Origin of the sequence: Burkholderia sp. LA-2-3-30-S1-D2 (genome assembly GCF_001523915.2) — a bacterium.
Taxonomy (GTDB): domain Bacteria; phylum Pseudomonadota; class Gammaproteobacteria; order Burkholderiales; family Burkholderiaceae; genus Burkholderia; species Burkholderia diffusa.
In genome coordinates this window covers 1,435,843-1,455,333 of record NZ_CP013383.1, presented here as the reverse complement: position 1 = coordinate 1,455,333, position 19,491 = coordinate 1,435,843, and the positions used below count along the sequence as shown (strand labels likewise).

At 67.6% G+C, this 19,491-nt stretch carries 17 protein-coding genes; 9 read left to right on the top strand and 8 right to left on the bottom strand.

Annotated features, from left to right (window positions below; genetic code table 11):
* Window positions 1-15 precede the first annotated feature (15 nt).
* A complete protein-coding gene (locus WS66_RS06735) occupies window positions 16-1,422 on the top strand; it encodes an APC family permease (protein WP_059599407.1) in 1,407 nt (468 codons plus the stop codon).
* A gap of 45 nt (window positions 1,423-1,467) precedes the next feature.
* Entirely contained in the window at window positions 1,468-2,577 is a 1,110-nt protein-coding gene (locus WS66_RS06730; protein ID WP_059599408.1) for a DmpA family aminopeptidase, read from the top strand.
* Between the two features lie 129 nt (window positions 2,578-2,706).
* Here WS66_RS06730 and WS66_RS06725 read toward each other — a convergent pair whose 3' ends face one another.
* Window positions 2,707-2,919: a hypothetical protein gene (locus WS66_RS06725; protein ID WP_059599409.1), complete on the bottom strand. Its 213-nt coding sequence runs from the start codon at window positions 2,917-2,919 to the stop codon at window positions 2,707-2,709.
* Between the two features lie 157 nt (window positions 2,920-3,076).
* Window positions 3,077-5,260, bottom strand: coding sequence for an FUSC family protein (locus WS66_RS06720; RefSeq protein WP_059599410.1), 2,184 nt, complete (start codon window positions 5,258-5,260; stop codon window positions 3,077-3,079).
* A 191-nt stretch (window positions 5,261-5,451) separates the two neighbouring features.
* Here WS66_RS06720 and WS66_RS06715 point away from each other — a divergent pair, with 191 nt between their 5' ends.
* Window positions 5,452-6,399: a LysR family transcriptional regulator gene (locus tag WS66_RS06715; protein ID WP_059599411.1), complete on the top strand. Its 948-nt coding sequence runs from the start codon at window positions 5,452-5,454 to the stop codon at window positions 6,397-6,399.
* A gap of 140 nt (window positions 6,400-6,539) precedes the next feature.
* On the opposite strand, the gene WS66_RS06710 is transcribed toward WS66_RS06715, so the two are convergent.
* The 3 genes from WS66_RS06710 to WS66_RS33575 all read right to left on the bottom strand — a co-directional run bounded on the left by WS66_RS06710 (window position 6,540) and on the right by WS66_RS33575 (window position 8,513).
* Window positions 6,540-6,842, bottom strand: a complete 303-nt coding sequence (locus WS66_RS06710) for a DUF4148 domain-containing protein (RefSeq protein WP_059599468.1) — start codon at window positions 6,840-6,842, stop codon at window positions 6,540-6,542.
* 222 nt (window positions 6,843-7,064) lie between these two features.
* Complete coding sequence (locus tag WS66_RS06705; RefSeq protein ID WP_059599412.1) at window positions 7,065-8,207, bottom strand: porin; 1,143 nt, start codon at window positions 8,205-8,207, stop codon at window positions 7,065-7,067.
* A 117-nt stretch (window positions 8,208-8,324) separates the two neighbouring features.
* Entirely contained in the window at window positions 8,325-8,513 is a 189-nt protein-coding gene (locus WS66_RS33575; protein ID WP_159086524.1) for a hypothetical protein, read from the bottom strand.
* 3 nt (window positions 8,514-8,516) lie between these two features.
* Between WS66_RS33575 and WS66_RS06700 the strand changes: the two genes are divergently transcribed.
* From WS66_RS06700 to WS66_RS06685, 4 genes are all read left to right on the top strand, one after another.
* A complete protein-coding gene (locus WS66_RS06700) occupies window positions 8,517-8,981 on the top strand; it encodes a VOC family protein (protein WP_059599469.1) in 465 nt (154 codons plus the stop codon).
* 71 nt (window positions 8,982-9,052) lie between these two features.
* The gene (gene codA / locus WS66_RS06695) at window positions 9,053-10,294 is read left to right on the top strand and encodes a cytosine deaminase (protein WP_059599413.1); all 1,242 of its coding nucleotides are present in this window, start codon (window positions 9,053-9,055) and stop codon (window positions 10,292-10,294) included.
* A 178-nt stretch (window positions 10,295-10,472) separates the two neighbouring features.
* On the top strand, window positions 10,473-11,807 hold the full coding sequence (locus tag WS66_RS06690) for a chloride channel protein (protein WP_059599414.1): 1,335 nt from the start codon (window positions 10,473-10,475) through the stop codon (window positions 11,805-11,807).
* Window positions 11,808-12,033: 226 nt separating this feature from the next.
* Window positions 12,034-12,765, top strand: a complete 732-nt coding sequence (locus tag WS66_RS06685) for a class I SAM-dependent methyltransferase (RefSeq protein WP_059599415.1) — start codon at window positions 12,034-12,036, stop codon at window positions 12,763-12,765.
* Between the two features lie 24 nt (window positions 12,766-12,789).
* Here WS66_RS06685 and WS66_RS06680 read toward each other — a convergent pair whose 3' ends face one another.
* Window positions 12,790-14,208, bottom strand: a complete 1,419-nt coding sequence (locus WS66_RS06680; protein ID WP_059599416.1) for a cytochrome-c peroxidase — start codon at window positions 14,206-14,208, stop codon at window positions 12,790-12,792.
* 101 nt (window positions 14,209-14,309) lie between these two features.
* Window positions 14,310-15,983, bottom strand: a complete 1,674-nt coding sequence (locus WS66_RS06675) for a phospholipase C (protein WP_059599417.1) — start codon at window positions 15,981-15,983, stop codon at window positions 14,310-14,312.
* A gap of 347 nt (window positions 15,984-16,330) precedes the next feature.
* Between WS66_RS06675 and WS66_RS06670 the strand changes: the two genes are divergently transcribed.
* Window positions 16,331-17,242: an EamA family transporter gene (locus WS66_RS06670; protein WP_059599418.1), complete on the top strand. Its 912-nt coding sequence runs from the start codon at window positions 16,331-16,333 to the stop codon at window positions 17,240-17,242.
* Between the two features lie 48 nt (window positions 17,243-17,290).
* On the opposite strand, the gene WS66_RS06665 is transcribed toward WS66_RS06670, so the two are convergent.
* Complete coding sequence (locus tag WS66_RS06665) at window positions 17,291-17,764, bottom strand: Lrp/AsnC family transcriptional regulator (RefSeq protein WP_006479071.1); 474 nt, start codon at window positions 17,762-17,764, stop codon at window positions 17,291-17,293.
* 319 nt (window positions 17,765-18,083) lie between these two features.
* Between WS66_RS06665 and WS66_RS06660 the strand changes: the two genes are divergently transcribed.
* Window positions 18,084-19,469: an amino acid permease gene (locus WS66_RS06660; protein WP_059599419.1), complete on the top strand. Its 1,386-nt coding sequence runs from the start codon at window positions 18,084-18,086 to the stop codon at window positions 19,467-19,469.
* Window positions 19,470-19,491: the final 22 nt, after the last annotated feature.

Here is a 19,491-nt window from a genome sequence, read left to right as displayed (position 1 = left end):
CAACAGGAGAACGAAATGGCGATGATGTCGGAATCGACGGGCACGCTGCAAGCGACGCCTGCCACGGAAGACGCGCCGCGCGCGTTGTCGCAGACGCTCAGCGTGCGCGACGCGGTGATGATCACCGTGTCGGGCGTGACGCCCGCAAGTTCGATCTTCGTGATCGCACCATTCGCGATTCAGCAGGCCGGCAGCGGCGCGGTGCTGTCGTTCCTGCTCGGCGGCGTGCTCGCGCTCGCGTTCGCGCTCTGCTACGCGGAGCTCAGCGCCGCGCATCGCAGCGCGGGCGGCGAATATGTGATGGCCAAACGTGTGTTCGGCACGCTGCCCGGCTACCTGACGTTCATCACGGTGCTGTCCGTCAGCGTATTCATCCCGGCCGTGCTCGCGAGCGGCGCCGCGCCGTATCTGAACAATGCGCTCGGCACGCACTTCGGCAATCAGTCGGTCGCGCTCACGATCGTGCTGCTCAGCTACGTGCTCGGCATGCTGAACATCAAGACGAATGCGTGGATCACCGGCGCGTTTCTCGTCGTCGAGATCGGCGTGCTGATGCTGATCGCGGGGCTCGGATTCGGCTCCCCGCATCGCGGCGCCGACGCACTGATGGCGCCGGTCGTCGCGAGCGGCAATGCGCTGGTGCCGGCCACGCTCGCGGCGATCGTGCCCGCGATCGGCACGGCGATCTTCTGCTACAACGGCTTCGGCTCCGCCGCCTATCTCGCTGAAGACCTGCGCGGCGGCAACCGCAACGTCGCGAAGGCGGTGATCTATTCGCTGCTGGTGATCCTCGTCGTCGAACTGATTCCGCTCACCGCGATCGTGCTCGGCGCGCCGTCGCTGACGGAGCTGACGAAGAGCGCGGACCCGATCGGCTATGTCGTGCGTTCGCTGAGCAACCCGGCGGTGTCGCGCGTGGTCAGCGGCGGGATCTTCCTGTCGGTGTTCAACGCGATCATCGCGATCGTGATCACGATGGGGCGCCTGCTGTACAGCAGCGGCCGCCATGCGCTCTGGTCGCGCACCTGCAACCGCGCGTTCTCGACGATCCATCCGCGCTTCGAGTCGCCGTGGCTCGCGACGCTCGCGCTGGCGGTGCCGTCGTCGGGGCTGGTATTCGTGTCGAGCCTCGACGAGCTGACCGCGTTCACGGTCGACCTGCTGCTGCTGATCTACCTCGTCGTCGGGCTGGCCGCGCTGGCGAGTCGCCTTGTGCGCCGCGACGTCGAGCATCACTACCGGATGCCGCTGTGGCCCGTGACGCCGCTCGTCGCGGTCGCGGGCGCCGCGTACACGCTCTACACGACACTGGCGACGGCGACCAAGCCGACCGACCTGATCATCATCGGCGGGCTGCTGGTAGCCGCGCTCGCGATGTATGCGGTCTGGGCGCGCCACAGCGATGCGTTCCGCTCGCTCTGACCATTTCGACACACCGAACCATTGAAAGACGGGAGGAATTGCATCATGCGCACGAGGGATCTCGGCATCCGCGTCGGACTCGGCACGCCGGGCCGCTTCAACGCGATCACGGACGTACCGGGTGTGCGGGTCGGACATTGCACGCTGAACGTCGAGAACGGCGACGCGTCGATCCGCACCGGCGTCACCGTCATCGAGCCGCGCGCGGGCGCGGCGCACGATTCGCCGTGCTTCGCGGGCGTCCATGTGCTGAACGGCAACGGCGACGCGACCGGGCTCGAATGGATCCGCGAAGCCGGCCTGCTGACGACCCCGATCGCCTATACGAACACGCACAGCGTCGGCGCGGTGCGCGATGCGCTGGTCGCGAACGAGCGCGAAGCCGCGGCCGGCCGCGTGTACTGGTGCATGCCGGTCGTCATGGAAACCTACGACGGCCTGCTCAACGACATCTGGGGGCAGCACGTGAGCGCCGCGCACGTGCTGCGCGCGCTGGCCGCCGCGCAGTCGGGGCCGGTCGCCGAAGGCGGCGTGGGGGGCGGCACCGGGATGATCTGCCACGAGTTCAAGGGCGGCATCGGCACCGCGTCGCGCGTGGTCGCGGCCGACGCGGGCGGCTGGACCGTCGGCGCGCTCGTGCAGGCGAACTACGGCGTGCGCGAGATGTTGCGCGTGGCAGGTTATCCGGTCGGCGAGGTGTTGCGGCACGTGCATTCGCCGTTTCGCACACCCGATGCACAAGGCGAGGCGGGGATGGGTTCGATCGTCGTCACGATCGCGACCGACGCGCCGCTGCTGCCGCACCAGTGCACGCGCCTCGCGCAGCGGGCGAGCGTCGGGTTGGCCCGCGTCGGCGGCGGCACCGAGGATTCGAGCGGCGACATCTTCCTGGCGTTCGCGACGGGCAACGACGGGCTGCCGGCCGCGAACTACGGCAGCAAGGGCGCGCCGACGACGGCCGTGAAGATGGTGAACAACGACCACATCTCCGCGCTGTTCGTCGCGGCGGCGGAGGCGGTGGAGGAGGCAATCGTGAATGCGCTGGTCGCGGGGAGCGACGTCGAATCGCGCGGCGCGCGGGTCGAAGGGCTGGGGCAGGCGCGTTTGCTGGATGCGTTGCGCGAAGTGGGGTGGCGGCCGGGGCGCGGCGCCTGAAACGGCATGCGCCGCTTCAATCGAAGCGGCGTGGCGGACAGTGTCGTTGCGGCGATCGGCCGGCGCGTCGTGCGCGCGCGCATGCGTTGCGTGCGCGGCGGGCCTGGCCGTGGCGACGCGGCGTCATGCTCAGCTGCCGAAGTAGACGTTGCAGAAGCTGACGGGGCCGACGCATGCGTTCGGGTCTTCCTGCTTCGATTGCGCACGATCGGCGCGGCCCGCGGCCTGGACGGCTTCGGCGCGGTTCGCCGGTTGCTGCGCGACGTCGGCCGGCGCGGGCTGCGCATGCGCGACAGCGGCGGTGAGCGACAGGGCAACGAGGGCGAGGTGCAGCGGCTTCATTTGGGTTTCTCCTGGTTCAGTGCCAGTCTCGCTGGCAGTGAGGAAACTATAGGCTCGCACTGCTTAAAGATTAATCACCGCGGGTGCAGAGCTTATTTCCAATCGGAACAAGGATGAGGTTGCGCGCGCATCGATTGCCGTCGATCGCCGCCGACGGTCAATGACGATGGCGATTGAACGGTGCGTCCTTGTCCAGGAGCGCGCTGCGGATGAAGTGCAGGCAGCCGATGATGCGCTGCATGCGATGGCGTTCGTCGGGCACCGCGTACCACGCGTGCAGCGTGTGCTGGGCGGCTCGGATCGCCAGATTCACCGATTTCAGCGTGCGCGCATGGTGGGCCGGCGTCGGATCGTCGAAGAATCGCGGCAGCTCGCGTAGCACCGCATCGATCGATGCGGTCCAGTGCAGCGTCTGCGGCGGTTTCGATTCGCAGAACCCGTGCAGCTCGTCGCGCAGGTCGATCACCGCATGGCCGACTTCGAGCGTCGACAGCATCCAGCGCAGCGCGTCGCGATGATGCCGCGTGCGCTTGACGAGCAGCGTGCGCAACTGCGCCATCAGGTCGTGCGTGCTCGACTGGAAGCGTGCCGCGAGGCCGTCGCGCGTGCCTTCGCACGCGAGCGTGACCTGGCGGCGCAGGTCGTGCGCGATACGCGATGTGAGCCACGGCATGTGGGTCGGAAACACCACGGCGAACACGATCGAGCACGCGAGCATCGCGACGACGACGGCGAAACCGTTGTTGATCAGCACCTCGGGCGTATACGCGATCGCGTTGTCCGGGCCCGCGAGCAGGCAGAAGAACACCGCGAAGCCGATCCCGTAGCCGGACAGGCCCGGACGCATCGCGAGAAACGCGCCGAGGCCGAGCACCGGCGCGAGCGTCGCACACAGCAGCGGAAAGCCGTCGATGTTCGGATAGACGTAGCACAGGAACACATAGCCGACGGCTGTCGCGAATGCCGCGCCGACGCCCATCTGCGCGACGAATTTCGGCGCCCGCGGCGACGTCGAGCTCAGCGCGCATGCAATCGCGGTGGAGATGACGGCGAGCGGGCCGCTCGGCCATTCGGACGCGATCCAGAACGCGCTCATCGCGCCGACGGCGACGAGCGTGCGCAGGAACGTGAAACCGACGAAGAACGAATTGGTCTTCACCGCGTAGTGCGTGACCGAGCGTTCGAACGCGTGATCGTCGCGGTCGAGCGATGCGTTGGTGTCGGCATAGCCGAGATACTCGCCGATGAAGCGATACATCAGCTCGATCGCGGTGTCGAAGTCGAGCAGGCCGCCGGCCGCGTGATCCTCGATCTCGCGGCGCGACGCGCGCGCGGCCTTCGGCAGCGCGCCGTGAAAGCGGCGCAGTTCGAGCAGCGCGCCGGTGGTCGACGCGATCCCGCGCTGCCGCTCGTCGCGCAACGCGGTCACCCGCTGCGCGAGCGCATCGATGTGCGGCGCGAGCGCGTCGAGCACTGCGTCGGACCGGTTCGCGCGCAAGCGTTTGACGAGCTGGTGCAGCGCATGCAGGCGCGTGCACGCATTCATGAACTCGCTGTTCAGGCGCGCGAGCCGGCGGCTGCGCGCGCGAATGTGCGGATCCTCGAACGACGCGAACGCGCGGTTGGCCTCGAAGCCGACGATCTCGTCGACGAAATCGGCGAAGCGCCGCTCGAAATCGCCGCGTGCGAGGTCGCCCGACAGCGCACCGGCCGCGAATGCCGCGAACTTCACATGACGGGCGGTCAGCGAGCGCATCAGCGCCTTCGCGGAACTGAGCGGAAGAATCAGCGCACTGACCGCGCCGGAGCATGCGATGCCGAGCGCGACTTCCGCGGCGCGCGTGAGCGCGGACTGGAACAGCGTCTGCGGCGTCGTCACCGCGGGCAGGCCGATCAGCGCGGCCGTGTAGCCGGCGAGTACGAACCCGTACCAGCGGAAATGGCGGTTGCGGACCGCGAGCGCGATGCAGCCGCCGATCCACAGCGTGATGCCGGCCATGTACAGCTCAGGCTGCTGCGCGAACAGCCCGCCGAGCGCGAGCGCGGCGACGAGGCCGGCCGCGGTGCCGAGCACGCGGTAGAAGCTCTTCGCGAACACCATCCCCGACAGCGGCTGCATCAGCACGAACACGGTCGTCATCGCCGTGCGCGGCTGCGACATCTCGAGCCGCATCGCGATCCCCATCGCGAGCAGCGCGGCGAGCACGGTCTTGGCGAGGTGCAGCCAGATCAGCCCGTCGCTTGCGGCCCAGTCGCGCGCGGCGCCGCCGAGCGGATCGAGCCAGGTTCTCCATCGTGCCGGTTCGATGGAAGGTCGCTCGCTCGCAGGTTGTGGCTTCATGAAGAAAGAGGGGGCGCGTGCGGTGTCGCGGCGCGTCCGGACGGGTCCATTCGACTGATGAGGCGCCGATTGTAGGAGTGCGGCGCGCGGGCATTAACGCAGCTGCAGGGAAACGATAGTTGCAGAGCGCGTAACAATCTGTCGCATCTGCTGGAGGAAAATAGCGGCTCCGCTACAGGTGGCTCACAGGTATGGATACCCTACAAAACATGCGGGTGTTTACGCGCGTCGTCGAGACCGGCAGTTTCACCGCGGCCGCGCAATCGCTGAATTCGACGACGGGCGCGATGTCGCGCGCGGTGTCGGAACTCGAGGCGCGCCTGCGCACTCGTCTGATGAATCGCTCGACACGCCGCCTCGCGCTGACGTCGGCCGGCGAAAGTTATCTGCGGCGCTGCCGCCAGATCCTCGCCGACGTCGATCGCGCCGAGGAAGAGGCGAGCTGCGCGCACGAGCGGCCGGCCGGCGTGCTGCGCATGCACAGCTTCGCGAGCGTCGGCCATCACTACGTGATGCCCGCGCTCACGCGCTACCACACGCAATTTCCGGACGTATCGATCGAGCTGTCGCTGTCGCAGCGCATGCCCGACCTGTTCGACGGCACGAGCGACATGGCGGTCGTGACCGCGTCGTCGCTGCCCGATTCGGAGCTCGTGTCGCACCTGCTTGGCTCGACCTTCAGCATCCTGTGCGCGTCACCCGAGTATGTGAAGCGCCACGGCGCGCCGGCGCGCCCGCAGGATCTCGGCGCGCATGCGTGCCTGACGCTCTGTACGCCGGCGTTTCCGACCCACGAATGGGTGCTCGAAGGTGCCGAGGGTGTCGAGCAGATTCATGTCGCCGGGCCGGTGCAGACCAACACGGCCGAGTCGCTCGCGCTTGCGATTCGCGACGGCATCGGGATCGGCATGCTGCCGCTGTACTCGGCGATCGACGCGTTGCAGGACGGCACGCTCGTGCGTGTGCTGCCTGGTCACATCCTGCAGAAGATGAACGTCTATGCACTGTATCCGTCGCGCCGCTTCGTCGACGCGAAGGTACGCACCTGGGTCGAGATGCTGCGTGCACAGGTGCCGGGGATGATCGCGCACGACGTCGAGATGCTGAACGCGATCGAGCGGGAACCGCAGGCCGCCTGAGGGCGAATACAGAAAGAAAAGGATGGCCGCGTGCCGGACGGCACGCTGTCCGGCCGCATCCATCGTCACGGACCGGTTTGCGCGATATGCGCCGCGCCCGCAGGACATGCGTCGTGCGGGCGCGGCGAGGCGTCATGCATTCACAGCGCGGGCTTGACGGCGACGCCCGATTCGGTTGCGCCCGCACCGGCCGGGCCATATGCGGTATGCGCGGCCTTGTGCTCGGCGAGCCGTTTTGCCGCCAGGCGCTCCTGCGCGGCCATGATGTCGTCCGGATAGTTGCCGGCGTCGCCGAGCGACGGGTTGTAGCCGACCGATTCGAGGTCGTAGAGCTCCTGCAGCACCTGTGCGCGCGTGACGGGCGACTTGGCGGACTGAGCGAACGACAGGGCCGGTGCGGCAAGCAGGACGGCAGCGGCGGCGGTAACGACGAGCGATTTCACGATGTTCTCCTGTAGGCGGGGGTGAGGCCGGTCCGGCGATCGATGCGTGATCCGAACCATTGATGCCAGTCTATGCAGCGCGCGCCGGCACAAAAACCCCGATTCCAGGCAAGCAGATTTCCAGATGGAACAACACTGACGCACGTCGCCCGCGCTGCACGAACCCGTCCGTCAAGACAGGTTCGCGGCTGGCGGGCGACGTGCGGTCCTGCGGCGCCGAACTCAGAAGCGCGTGCGCATGCCGATCGTGCCGACGATCTGGTTCGCGGTGCTCGATGCGCCGCCAGACGTGTTGATGAACGCCTGGTAGCCGCGGCCCGACGCATGCTGATACATCGCTTCCGCATACAGGTCGGTGCGGCGCGACAGTTTGTACACCGCCTGCAGGTCGACCTGGTGCCACTTCGGATCGGTGCCGTGCTTGCTGTCCGGATTCGACACGCTGGCGTCCGTGTACACGTACGCGGCGCCGAGGCTGACGGCCGGCGTCACCGCATAGCGCACGTTCACGTCGTAGTTGTTGAACGCGACCTGGCCGGTGGAACCGAACGAGCCCGAGTTGTCGTACTGCGAACGCGTGTAGACGAAGCCGACCGTCGCCGGACCGAACACGTAGCTGACGCCGCCGCCGTAGCTGCGCATGCGGTCCGCGCCCACCGACCAGCCGCCCTGGCTCACGCTCTTCGCTTCGGCCACGTCGGTCGCACCCGGGCTCGCGCTCGTCGAGCCCTTCGTGCCGTTCATCTGCAGGTAAGCACCGGCCAGCTTCAGCGGGCCGTTCGTGTAGCTCGCCGCGACGCTGTACGCGCGGTTGCCGGCGAAGTTCGTCGAGTTCGAGAAGCCGTACAGCGCGCCGACCTTGAAACCCGCGATCGTGTCGCTCGTGTACTTCACCGCGTTGTTGATGCGCACCGAGTGGTTCAGGTTGTCGTTGTCGAACGGGTGCGCGAAGCCGGTATCACCGAAGTCGCCCGACGTCGCGGACAGCGGCGCGACGAAGTCGACCATCGTGTCGTACTGGCGGCCGAGCGTCAGCGTGCCGTAGCCGCTGCTGGTCAGGCCGACATACGCGTGGCGGCCGAACAGCTTGCCGTCCTGGCCGAGCGCGCCGTTGTTCACGTTGTAGCCGTTCTCGAGGACGAACAGCGCTTTCAGACCGCCGCCGAGATCTTCCGTGCCGCGCAGGCCGAAGCGGCTGCCGTTGACGGTGCCGCTGGTCATGCGCCACAGCGACGCGCCGCCCGCGTTGTTCGTGTATGCGATGCCGGCATCGATCAGGCCATACAGCGTGACCGAACTCTGTGCATGCGCGAGCGGGGCGAACAGCGCGGTGGCGGATGCGGCGGCAATCAGGGTTTTCTTCATGTAACTGCTCCTGCGTGTGGGACAAGTGACTAAAGTTCGGCGCCAGTGTAGGGGCGGGGTCGCGCGATGACGGCCGCCGGCGCGCGAGCGCACCGTTGCGAGTTGCGCAAGAGTGCGTCACACGGCGTTCACAAATCGATGCGGAGGCCGGATGGCGTGCGTTTTCGTCGACGGCGCGACGCGAAATGCCGGGTGGCCGCGTTCGCCGTGTCGCGCATTGACAACACGCGCGTCGCCGGCGCGGGAGTTGATTGCCGCGCCGCGCGCGTGGAGAATGAGCAGACCAATGCCGAGATCCGGAGACATCCGATGACCACGCCTCGCCGTCCGTCGTTCAGTTCCGCGCTGTGCTACCGCAACCCGAAAGCCGCGCTGGCATGGCTCGAACGCGCATTCGGCTTCGAGCGCTCGATCGTCGTCACCACGCCGGAAGGCGACATCGCGCATGCCGAAATGAAATTCGGCGATAGCCTCGTCATGATCGGCGGCGCGTGGGCCGACTTCATCGCCTCACCGGAAGACACCGGCGACCGCAACACGCAGCACGTCCACGTGCACCTTGCCGACGACGCGGACATCGACGCGCACTGCGAGCGCGCGCGTGCGGCCGGCGCGGAGATCCTGCAGGCGCCGGCCGACCAGTTCTACGGCGATCGCGTATATCGCGCGCGCGATCCCGGCCGGCATGTGTGGACGTTCGGCAAGCACGTGCGCGACGTGACGAACGACGAGATGCGCGCGGCCACCGGCCTGACGATCGAGGATTTCAAATAAGCGCGGCACGCATCGCCGGAGCCGGTTTTCCCCACCACGCGGCGCTCGCGCCGCATGACGCCTGGACCCACATGAACCTCTTCAATGCACGCCTGCGCGGTCGCGACGGGCTGTTTACGATCGGCATCGACGGCGACAGGATCGCGCGGATCGACGCGCAAGCCGCGCCGGTCGCCGCTGTCGGCGTCGACGATGTCGATGCGGGCGGCCGTCTCGCGATTGCTCCGCTCGTCGAACCGCACATCCATCTCGACGCGGTGCTCACGGCCGGCGAGCCCGCCTGGAACATGAGCGGCACGCTGTTCGAGGGAATCGAGCGCTGGTCCGAACGCAAGGCGACGATCACGCACGCGGATACGAAGACGCGCGCGCATGCGGCGATCGGCATGCTGCGTGATCACGGCGTCCAGCACGTGCGCACTCATGTCGACGTCACCGATCCGACGCTGGCCGCGTTGAAGGCGATGCTCGAAGTGAAGGACGAAGCGCGCGGGCTGATCGACCTGCAGATCGTCGCGTTTCCGCAGGAAGGCATCGAGTCGTTCGACGGCGGCCGCGCGCTGATGGAGCAGGCGATCGAGCTTGGCGCGGACGTCGTCGGCGGAATTCCGCATTTCGAGAACACGCGCGAGCAGGGCGTCAGCTCGATCCGGTTCCTGATGGATCTGGCCGAGCGCACCGGCTGCCTCGTCGACGTGCACTGCGACGAGACCGACGATCCGCATTCACGCTTTCTGGAAGTGCTCGCGGAAGAAGCGCGCGTGCGCGGGATGGGCGCGCGCGTGACGGCGAGCCACACGACCGCGATGGGTTCGTACGACAACGCATACTGCTCGAAGCTGTTCCGGCTGCTCAAGCGCGCGGGACTGAATTTCGTGTCGTGCCCGACCGAGAGCATCCATTTGCAGGGGCGCTTCGATACGTTTCCGAAGCGGCGTGGCGTCACGCGCGTCGCGGAACTCGATCGCGCGGGGCTGAACGTGTGCTTCGGGCAGGATTCGATCAAGGATCCGTGGTATCCGCTCGGCAACGGCAACATCCTGCGCGTCCTCGATGCCGGCCTGCACATCTGCCACATGATGGGCTACCAGGACCTGCAGCGCTGCCTCGACTTCGTGACCGATCACGGCGCGACGACGATGCATCTCGGCGACGGCTACGGGATCGCGGTCGGACGGCCGGCGAATCTGGTCGTGCTCGACGCGGACAGCGACTACGAAGCCGTGCGCCGGCAGGCGAAGGCCACGCTGTCGCTGCGCCACGGGAAGGTGATCATGCGACGGGAGCCGGAGCGCGTCACGTATCCGGAGTAGTGCGATCGCGTTGTTGGCGGCACGCGCCGCCGTGGATTGCCGTCACTCATGTATTCACAAATTGCATGAGTTGATCAGAAAAATACGTTTGTCTCATGAGAGGCCGAAGCCTACGATGCGGTCCTGACGGCGGCGTGCATGGTGCGCGCCGTCGTGTCGATCCTCGTTCGCCGACCTCATGCGCCTCGATCTCCCGTCCGCTCCCGCTTCTTCTTCGCCGTCGACCAGCCCGTTCGCGCGGTTGGCTGCCGTCACGATCCTGACCGGCGTTGGCGCGGGCGTCGGCGGGATGCTGCTCGCGCTGCTGCTGCACGCGATCCAGCATGTGGCCTACGGTTACGGCCTGGCGCACCTGGTCGGGGCCGAGAGCTTTCTCGCGGGTGTGACCTACGCCGAGCCGCTGCGCCGGCTCGCGGTGCTCATCGTCTGCGGGCTCGTCGCGGGCGGCGGCTGGTGGGCGCTTTACCGGTTCGGCCAACCGCTCGTCAGCATCCGCCGGGCCGTTCGCGCAGCCGATCCGCGGATGCCGTTCGTCAGCACGACGGTGCACGCGCTGCTCCAGATCGTCACCGTCGCGCTCGGTTCGCCGCTCGGCCGCGAAGTCGCGCCGCGCGAGATCGGCTCGCTGCTGGCCGGGCGGCTCGCGCGTTGCGCGGGGCTCTCGCCCGCCGATTGCCGGCTGATGGTCGCGTGCGGCGCGGGCGCCGGCCTCGCGGCCGTCTACAACGTGCCGCTCGGCGGTGCCGTGTTCGTGCTCGAAGTGTTGCTCGGCACGTTCGAACTGCGCGCGCTGGTGGTGGCCGTCGTCACGTCGGCGATCGCGGCGGCCGTCGCATGGATCGGGCTCGGCAACGAACATCAGTACACGGTGCCCTCGTTCGCGCTGAGCACGCCGCTGGTTGCATGGTCGATCGTCTGCGGGCCGCTGTTCGGTTTTGCCGCGTACGGCTTCGTGCGGCTCACGACCCGCGCGCGGGCGGATGCGCCGAAGGGTCGCCTGCTCCCCGTGCTCTCGCTGGTCAACTTCGCGGTCATCGGCGTGATGGCGATGTGGTTTCCGCAACTGCTCGGCAATGGCAAGGGGCCAGCTTCACTGGGTTTCGACGGCACGCTGACGCTCGGCCTCGCAGCGACGCTGCTCGTGCTGAAGGTGCTGATCGAGGCGGCCAGCCTGCGTGCGGGTGCCGAGGGCGGGCTCCTCACGCCGGGCCTTGCGAACGGCGCGCTGCTGGGCGTCGTGCTCGGTGCGGTGTGGAGTCTCGTGTGGCCGGGGGCGTCGATCGGCGGATGCGCGCTGATCGGCGCGACCGCGTTCCTTGCCGCGTCGATGCAGATGCCGATCACGGCCGTCGTGCTGCTGCTCGAGTTCACGCGCGTGAATCACGACAGCCTGGTGCCGATGCTGCTGGCCGTAGCCGGCTCGCTGGTTGCGTACCGGTTCGCGCAGCAGCTGGCGGAGCGGCGGATGGTTGCCGCTGCAACCGTCGGCACGCCGGCGACGGCGGCCCGGTAGCCAGCCCGCGCCGCCGCAATCCTTCCCGTTTCCCGGCTTCCGCGCAGGCGCTTGGCGCCGATCTCGGCTGATGCCGCTTCACGGACTGCAGCGCTTCCATATCGCCGCCGGCGTGGCGAGGTGCGGTCAGCTCGCAGCCTTTCATGAATGATCGGCACCTCGAACGTCGCCAGCGGCACCCCGGTCGTGCAGAATCGAGCCTCCGATTCCCGCCCACGGATGCCGCATGACCGATCCGAACGAACCATCCGCCCGCCGCGCGTATGCGAGCTTCGCGCAACGGTACGCGGACATCGCGCCGACCAAGGCGCACAACGCGCTCTACGAGCGCCCGGCGACGATGGCGCTGCTCGGCGACGTCGACGGGCTGATGGTCCTCGACGCCGGCTGCGGACCCGGCATCTGCAGCGAGCACCTCGCGCGCCACGGTGCGACGGTTCATGCGTTCGACATCACGCCCGAGATGGTCGCGCTCGCGAGAGCGCGCTGCGCGGGGCTCGCGGTCGACGTCGCCGAGGGCGATCTCGCCGCGCCGCTCGACTGGCTGCCCGACCACGCGTTCGACACGATCCTGTGTTCGCTCGCGCTCGACTACGTGCGCGATCTCGCGCCGACGTTGCGCGAATTCAGGCGTGTCGCGCGGCCAGGCGCGACGCTGGTGTTCTCGATGGCGCATCCGATGCGGGACTGGATGGACGAGCGTACGCGCGGGGACGGCACGTACTTCGATACGAGCCGTTTCGGCTTTCACTGGTCGGGTTTCGGCGAACCGAAGCCCTATGTCGAAGCATGGCGCCGGCCGCTTGCCGACATCCTGAACGCGCTCGCGGACGCCGGCTGGCGGCTCGAGCGATTCGTCGAACCGACGCCGCTGCCGACGATGAAGGCCGTGTCGGAGCGGCTCCATGCGGAGCTGTCGCTGGCCCCGGCCTTTCTCTGCATCCGCGCGCGCCGCTGACGAAGCGCGGCGGATCGCCGAGGCTCAGCGTGCCGGCTCGTCGGTCAGCGTGCCGAGAAACGCTTCGATATCCTTGATGTCCTGCGCGGTCATCGCGGGCTTGTCGCCGGGTTTGCGGTTGAACGGCGCATCGGTCACATCGACGTTCGCGCGGTACTTCGGCGGAATGTCGTCATATTCGTCGACCTTGCCGTCCGCGCCGCGCGAATAGAACTTCTGCGGCGAGATGCTGCGCTCGTTGTAGAACGCCATCACCTGATCGAGCGTGTGGAACACGCCGTTGTGGAAGAACACGTGGCGCGTCGCCGCGTTGCGCAGCGTCGGCGTGAGGAACATCGCGCAGTACTGCGTCTGGTCCTTCAGATCCTCGCGGAACGGCCCGCACACGCCGAGATCGTGGAACGCCGGGTTGCGGTTCTGCGCGAGCGCCATGTTGCGCGGCGCGCCGAGCGCCTCGTACTGGTAATCGGTAAACATCGGCGGCAAGCCGTCCTTGCCGGGCTTCGACAGGTGGCAGCCCGCGCAATTCGCCTTGTCCGGATCGTTGAAGAGCCGCAGCCCGCGCAACTCGGCCTGCGTCAAGCGTGCACGGCCTTCGAGCCAGCGGTCGTACTTGCTGTTGTACGGATGGAACGACGGATCCTCGACCTGATAGCGCGCGATCGCGAACATCGCCTCCGACACCACAAGTTGCGGACTGGAGAACACGCGCGCGCCGAACAGTTGCTCGAACTGCGCGCGATGCGACGACTGCGCGAGCTTGCGCGCGACGTCGTCGATGCTCGCATTCGCCATCTCGACCGGATTCAGCAGCGGCCCGAACGCCTGCTGCTGCAGCGTATCGGCGCGGCCGTCCCAGAACATCCCGCCCTGCGGCACGAGCTGCGGCGCGGCCGACGTGCCGGCCACCTTCTGCGCCTTGACGACGCCGGCCGCCGATGCAGCCTGCTGAGCGACGCTCGGCGCGGCGTCGTTTTCGCCCGCATCGGGGCCGATGCTGAAGTTCGGCTGACGATACAGGTACATCAGCGACGGCGGCGGGCGGTAACCCTGCTGCGTCATCGCGAGGCCGCCCGGCTGCACGTCGAGCCCGTTCGGCGGCCCGTACGCGTGATCGGGGCTATGGCACGACGCGCACGACTGCTTGCCGGATGCCGACAGCGACGGATCGACGAACAATGCACGCCCGAGCTGCGCGACGGCGGACAGCGGCTGCGCGGCCGGGCGCTGCAGCGCGACCGGATGCGGATTCGCGCCCGTCCAGTCGGCGACGACCTCGCCGATCGCCGCCGGCGTGCGGGCCGGAAACGCGATCGCGAACGCGCCGTAGCCGAGCACGGCCGTGCCGAGCACGAACGCCGCGCGGCGCACCGCGCGGGCAGGGGAACGCGGCGCGGCGGCGCCGGATGCGTCGGGAGACGGGAACGCGGGACGGGCTGTCATGCTGTCGGTCGAAAGTCGGGCACCGCGTGGAAGCGGCGCATCAAATGGAAACGGCCGGCGCACGATGCGCCGGCCAGCGGCTACCGGTTACGCGATGCCGGTCAGATCGACGGCGCCGCGCTCAGCACGGTGCCTTGCGTCGGATCGAGATACAGCGGCGCCGTGTTCGGCTTCGACGCGAAGTCGAACAGCCCGCGCAGGTCGCCTGCCGTGGCATCGAACGAACCGCCGCCGATGCGCTGGCCGCCGAGCCAGTTGTCCTCGATGAAGCGCACGACCGATGCCTGGTCGATCATCGTGTGATCGACGTAGTTCTGCTTCGCATACGGCGAGATCACGACCAGCGGGATGCGCACACCCGGGCCGCAGCGGCCGTTCACGGTGCCGCCGTTCACGCCTGTGGTGCCACCCGAGCCGCATACGCCGTTGCCGTTCAACTGGTCGACCGCGTCGGACGACGAATGCGTCGGCGCCGTGTATGCGTGGTCGTACCAGCCGTCGGAGTCGTCATACGTGACGATCACGGCCGTGTTCTGCCAGTCCGGCTGCTGCTGCAGGAAGTTGACGACCTTCGTCACGAACGCCTGCTCGTCGAGCGGATCCGAATAGCCCGCGTGCGCGTCCTGCGCGGCCGGTGCCTTCAGGAAGCTGACCGACGGGAAGTTGCCGGCCTTCACGGCCGCGAAGAAGTCGTCGCTGTCGTACTGGTGGTTCGCCGGCTCGGCCGTCTTGCCGTCGGCTTCGAAGCTGGAACCGATCGCCGCGACGCTACTCGGCCGCGTGTGCTGCGGGTTCGCGGTCGACGCGTAGTACTGGAACCAGTTGTGGTGCGGGATGTAGTCGGCCGTCGCGGCGTTCACGGCAGTGGCGACGGTGCTGCGGCTACAGCCGGTCGTGCCGTTGCTGTTGGTCGTCGACAGGTTGAAGCCGCCCATGAAGCCGCCCCACGTGATCTTTGCGCCGTTCAGCAGGTCGCCGATGTTCTTGCCGCTCATCATCGCCTGGTCGGTCGTGCTCGAGCACACGTCGTAGCCCGGGTCGACATCGTTGATCATCGTGAAGCCGCCCTGGCCGTCTTTGATGTAGTACGACGTGGCGGCGAGCGTCGACGGCTGCTTCGACGTCTTGACGATCTGCATCCCGTTGGTCTGGCCCGACACGACGTTCAGCGCGCCCGGCGTCGACGGGCCGTAGACCGTCGTATACGCGTTGTCGCTCATCGCGAAGCGCTGCGCGTAGTTCCACAGCGCGGTCACGGTGTTGCCGTCGAAGTAGCCCATCACCTGGCCCTTCGTGCCGAACGCGCCGGCGCCGCCGGACGAGCCCTTGCCCGTGTATTTCGGGAACAGGTCGGCGAGGCCGTTGTCCTCGGCCTGCTGCTCGGCCGTGTACGCGTGGTTCTGGTCGGCGGTCGCGGCTTGCGTGCGGTCGAGGCGGAACGGGTTCGCGGCGTCGGTGCCGTTGGCCGTGTTCGTGAAGTTCGGGTTCGCGGTGAGCAGCGTGCCCGTCAGCCCGTTGATCGTTGGCGTGCCGGATTTCGCGGTGAACGCCGGTTCGCCGGACGGGTTCGACGCATTCGGATAGGTGCCGAAGTAGTGGTCGAACGACACGTTTTCGCCGTAGATCACGACGACGTGCTTGATCGGCGTGGCGGTCTGCAGCGCATCCTGCGACGACACGGCGGGCGTCGACGAGGGATCGTCGCTGCCGCCGCAGGCGAACAGCGCAAGCGCCGCGCCGGCGCACGCGGTGACGAGCAAGGCTTGACGGAACATCGGGACACTCCAGGTAGGTTTTCGATGGTGGATAGCGGCCCCGTCGCCATGTCGGTTCGGCGCGGCGCTCGCGATAGAGCACCGGCATTGAAACAGCCTGATATGAAGATACGGGGGCGGAACGGTTTCGCGACGGTTGCGCCGCGGTATCGATTTCATTACGGCGCGAGGCGGCGCGAAAGAAAGCGGAAAGGGACGGAGCGGATGCAACCTGGGCAACATAGTCGGCGATCGGTGCCGTCACCGCCGCGGATGTCGCGCCGGGCGGGCGACGGCGCGCGGCGGGCCGGTTCGTCCGGGATGCCGGGCCGCCTACTTTTTTGACAATCGCGTGACGGATTCATACGATGGTTGGCCCGCGGCGACGATTTCGCGTTGCCGGCCGTCAGCGAGTATTCAGCGTGCCGATCCCCGTTCTGTTTGCCGTCCTGTGTGCCGCCTTCCTGCATGCGTCCTGGAATGCGCTCGTGCGCAGCAGCGGCGACCGGCTGCGCTCGGCTACGGTGCTGCAGATCGCGATCGGGCTGTTCGCGCTGCTGCTCCTGCCGGCCGCCGCCCCGATCACGCCCGCGAGCTGGGCCTGCGTCGTCGCATCTGCGGTGATCCACGTCGTCTATACGCTGTTGCTGGTGCGGGCTTACGAGCACGGCGACCTCACCGTCGCGTACCCGGTCGCGCGCGGGACCGCGCCGCTGCTCGTCACGCTGGGCGCGGCGGTGTTCGCGGGCGAGCGCCTGAACGCGGGCGCGCAATGCGGGCTCGTGCTGATCTGCGCGGGCATCTTGGCGATCGGGCTGGAGCGAGGCCGCGGCGCGCGGCACCGGATGACGCAGGTGTTGCCGACCGCGTTCGCCACCGGCGTATCGATCGCCGCGTACAGCGTGGTCGACGGGATCGGCGTGCGGGAAAGCGGCAGCACGGTCGGTTATACGGCGTGGATGTTCGTGCTGACCGCGTTGCTGATGGCCGTGTACTACCGGCTGCGCGCGGGGCCGCTGCGGCTCGCGCAGGATGTCGGCGAAACGGCGAAGGCCGCATGCGGTGGCGTGTTCGCGGCGCTTGCGTACGGCATCGTGATCTGGGCGATGGATCGCGCACCGATGGGCCCGGTGTCGGCGCTGCGCGAAACGAGCGTGGTGTTCGCGGCGTTGATTGCCCGCGTGTATCTCGGCGAGCGGCTGACGCCGCGTCGCGCGGCCGGATGCATGGTGATCGCGGGCGGCGCGCTGCTGATCAGCGCGTTCGAGGCGGTGCGCTGAGCGCGGCAGCCGAGCATTGCGTCGCCCGGGCGGTCGCGCAGTGCCGTGTCAGCTTTCCACCGGCATCGCACTCGTGCACTTGATCTCGTCGAGGCACACGCTGGAATGCACGCCGCTCACGCCGGGGATTCGCATCAGGGTTTCGAGCAGGAACGTGGACAGCCCCTTCAGGTCGTGCGCGACGACCTTCAGCACGTAGTCGATATCGCCCGTCACCGAGAAACATTCCTGGATCTGCGCGAGATCCGACACGAGCTTCTGGAACTTCGACAGGTCGCGGATATGCCCGCGTTCCATCGTCACATGCACGAACGCGGTGACGCCGAACCCGAGCGTGTCGGGGCACAGGCGGGTCTCGTAACGGCGGATCGCGCCGATTTCCTCCAGCCGCCGGTGGCGTCGCAGCGTCTGCGCGGGCGACAGGCCGACGGCTTTCGCGAGGTCGAGGTTCGACGCGCGGCCGTTCTCCTGCAGCACCGACAGCAAGTGGCGATCGATGCGATCGAGAACCGGTTCAGGCATTTTTGTTTCCTCATCTGTCTCCCGGATGCAATCTTATCTCATAATGTAGGGTTTGCATGAGCGGGTTACGCAACCCGATTTCGCTGCCGCGACGCTAAACTGACGCCGGATTTTCGTGTGCGCCCGCAGCAATGCGGGCGAGGGCGACGGTCGGCGGCCGGTCTGGCGGGCCTGCCGACAGGAAACGGGTGTTGCCGCGCGAAGATTGCAGTCCCCAACCCGGCGGCTCCACGAACGGCCGCCGGCACAGCAAAACAGCGCCCGGCACACCGAGGCGCGCCGCACCGCTTCCGGCGGCGGCGGGCAGAATGGAGAAGACATGGTTTCTGGAAACGAGAAGGACGGCCTGAAGCGGGGGCTGAAGAACCGGCACATCCAGCTGATTGCGCTCGGCGGCGCGCTCGGCACGGGGCTGTTCCTCGGCATTGCGCAGACGATCAAGATGGCCGGCCCGTCCGTGCTGCTCGGCTATGCGGTGGCCGGCATCGTCGCGTTCTTCATCATGCGCCAGCTCGGCGAGATGGTCGTCGACGAGCCGGTCGCCGGCTCGTTCAGCTACTTCGCCGACAAGTACGTCGGCCACTTCACCGGCTTCCTGTCCGGCTGGAACTACTGGGTGCTGTACATCCTCGTCAGCATGGCCGAGTTGTCGGCCGTCGGGATCTACGTGCAGTACTGGTGGCCGGGTGTGCCGACCTGGGTGTCGGCGCTGGTGTTCTTCGTCGCGATCAACCTTCTCAACCTGGCGAGCGTGAAATCGTACGGCGAGACCGAATTCTGGTTCTCGATCATCAAGGTCGCCGCGATCGTCGGGATGATCGGCTTCGGCGGCTGGCTGCTCGCGAGCGGTCATGCGGGGCCGGAGGCGAGCATCGCGAACCTGTGGCAGCACGGCGGCTTCTTCCCGAACGGCGTGTCGGGGCTCGTGATGTCGATGGCCGCGATCATGTTCTCGTTCGGCGGACTGGAGCTGATCGGCATCACCGCGGCCGAGGCCGACGATCCGAAGCACAGCATTCCGCGCGCGACCAACCAGGTGATCTACCGGATCCTGATTTTCTACATCGGCGCACTGGCGGTGCTGCTGTCGCTGTATCCGTGGGAAAAGGTCGTCACCGGCGGCAGCCCGTTCGTGCTGATCTTCCACGCGCTGAGCAGCAACGTGGTCGCCAACGTGCTGAACGTGGTCGTGCTGACGGCCGCGCTGTCGGTCTACAACAGCGGCGTGTACAGCAACAGCCGGATGCTGTTCGGCCTCGCGAAGCAAGGCAACGCGCCCAAGGTGCTGTGCTCGGTGAACAAGCGCGGCATTCCGCTCGCCGCGCTCGGCGCGTCGGCGCTCGCGACCGGCGCGTGCGTGGTGGTCAACTACTTCATGCCGGGCAAGGCGTTCGAAGTGCTGATGGGCCTCGTCGTGTCGGCGCTGATCATCAACTGGGCGATGATCACGCTGATCCACCTGAAGTTCCGCCAGGCCAAGCGCATCGCCGGAGAGCAGACTTCCTTCCGTAGTCTGGGCTATCCTTTCACGAATTACCTGTGCCTGGCGTTCATGGCCGGCATTCTCGTCGTGATGTACCTGACGCCGGATCTCCGCCTGTCGGTGTACCTGATCCCCGTATGGCTCGCGGTGCTCGCGATCGGGTATCGCTTCCGTCAGAAGAATGCGGGCTACGCGATCCGCGACGGCGCGTCCGCCGGCTGACACGGGCACCACGACCACTCTT

What these genes read in the sequence shown, in the direction of transcription:
- WS66_RS06715 (WP_059599411.1), top strand. Translation starts at nt 5,452, where the DNA reads ATGGATACCCTACAAAACATGCGGGTGTTTACGCGCGTCGTCGAGACC.
- WS66_RS06720 (WP_059599410.1), bottom strand. Translation starts at nt 5,260, where the DNA reads ATGAAGCCACAACCTGCGAGCGAGCGACCTTCCATCGAACCGGCACGA.
- WS66_RS06675 (WP_059599417.1), bottom strand. Translation starts at nt 15,983, where the DNA reads ATGTTCCGTCAAGCCTTGCTCGTCACCGCGTGCGCCGGCGCGGCGCTT.
- WS66_RS06660 (WP_059599419.1), top strand. Translation starts at nt 18,084, where the DNA reads ATGGTTTCTGGAAACGAGAAGGACGGCCTGAAGCGGGGGCTGAAGAAC.
- WS66_RS06680 (WP_059599416.1), bottom strand. Translation starts at nt 14,208, where the DNA reads ATGACAGCCCGTCCCGCGTTCCCGTCTCCCGACGCATCCGGCGCCGCC.
- WS66_RS06730 (WP_059599408.1), top strand. Translation starts at nt 1,468, where the DNA reads ATGCGCACGAGGGATCTCGGCATCCGCGTCGGACTCGGCACGCCGGGC.
- WS66_RS06700 (WP_059599469.1), top strand. Translation starts at nt 8,517, where the DNA reads ATGACCACGCCTCGCCGTCCGTCGTTCAGTTCCGCGCTGTGCTACCGC.
- WS66_RS06705 (WP_059599412.1), bottom strand. Translation starts at nt 8,207, where the DNA reads ATGAAGAAAACCCTGATTGCCGCCGCATCCGCCACCGCGCTGTTCGCC.
- WS66_RS06735 (WP_059599407.1), top strand. Translation starts at nt 16, where the DNA reads ATGGCGATGATGTCGGAATCGACGGGCACGCTGCAAGCGACGCCTGCC.
- WS66_RS06690 (WP_059599414.1), top strand. Translation starts at nt 10,473, where the DNA reads ATGCGCCTCGATCTCCCGTCCGCTCCCGCTTCTTCTTCGCCGTCGACC.
- codA (WP_059599413.1), top strand. Translation starts at nt 9,053, where the DNA reads ATGAACCTCTTCAATGCACGCCTGCGCGGTCGCGACGGGCTGTTTACG.
- WS66_RS06670 (WP_059599418.1), top strand. Translation starts at nt 16,331, where the DNA reads ATGGTTGGCCCGCGGCGACGATTTCGCGTTGCCGGCCGTCAGCGAGTA.
- WS66_RS06725 (WP_059599409.1), bottom strand. Translation starts at nt 2,919, where the DNA reads ATGAAGCCGCTGCACCTCGCCCTCGTTGCCCTGTCGCTCACCGCCGCT.
- WS66_RS33575 (WP_159086524.1), bottom strand. Translation starts at nt 8,513, where the DNA reads ATGTCTCCGGATCTCGGCATTGGTCTGCTCATTCTCCACGCGCGCGGC.
- WS66_RS06685 (WP_059599415.1), top strand. Translation starts at nt 12,034, where the DNA reads ATGACCGATCCGAACGAACCATCCGCCCGCCGCGCGTATGCGAGCTTC.
- WS66_RS06665 (WP_006479071.1), bottom strand. Translation starts at nt 17,764, where the DNA reads ATGCCTGAACCGGTTCTCGATCGCATCGATCGCCACTTGCTGTCGGTG.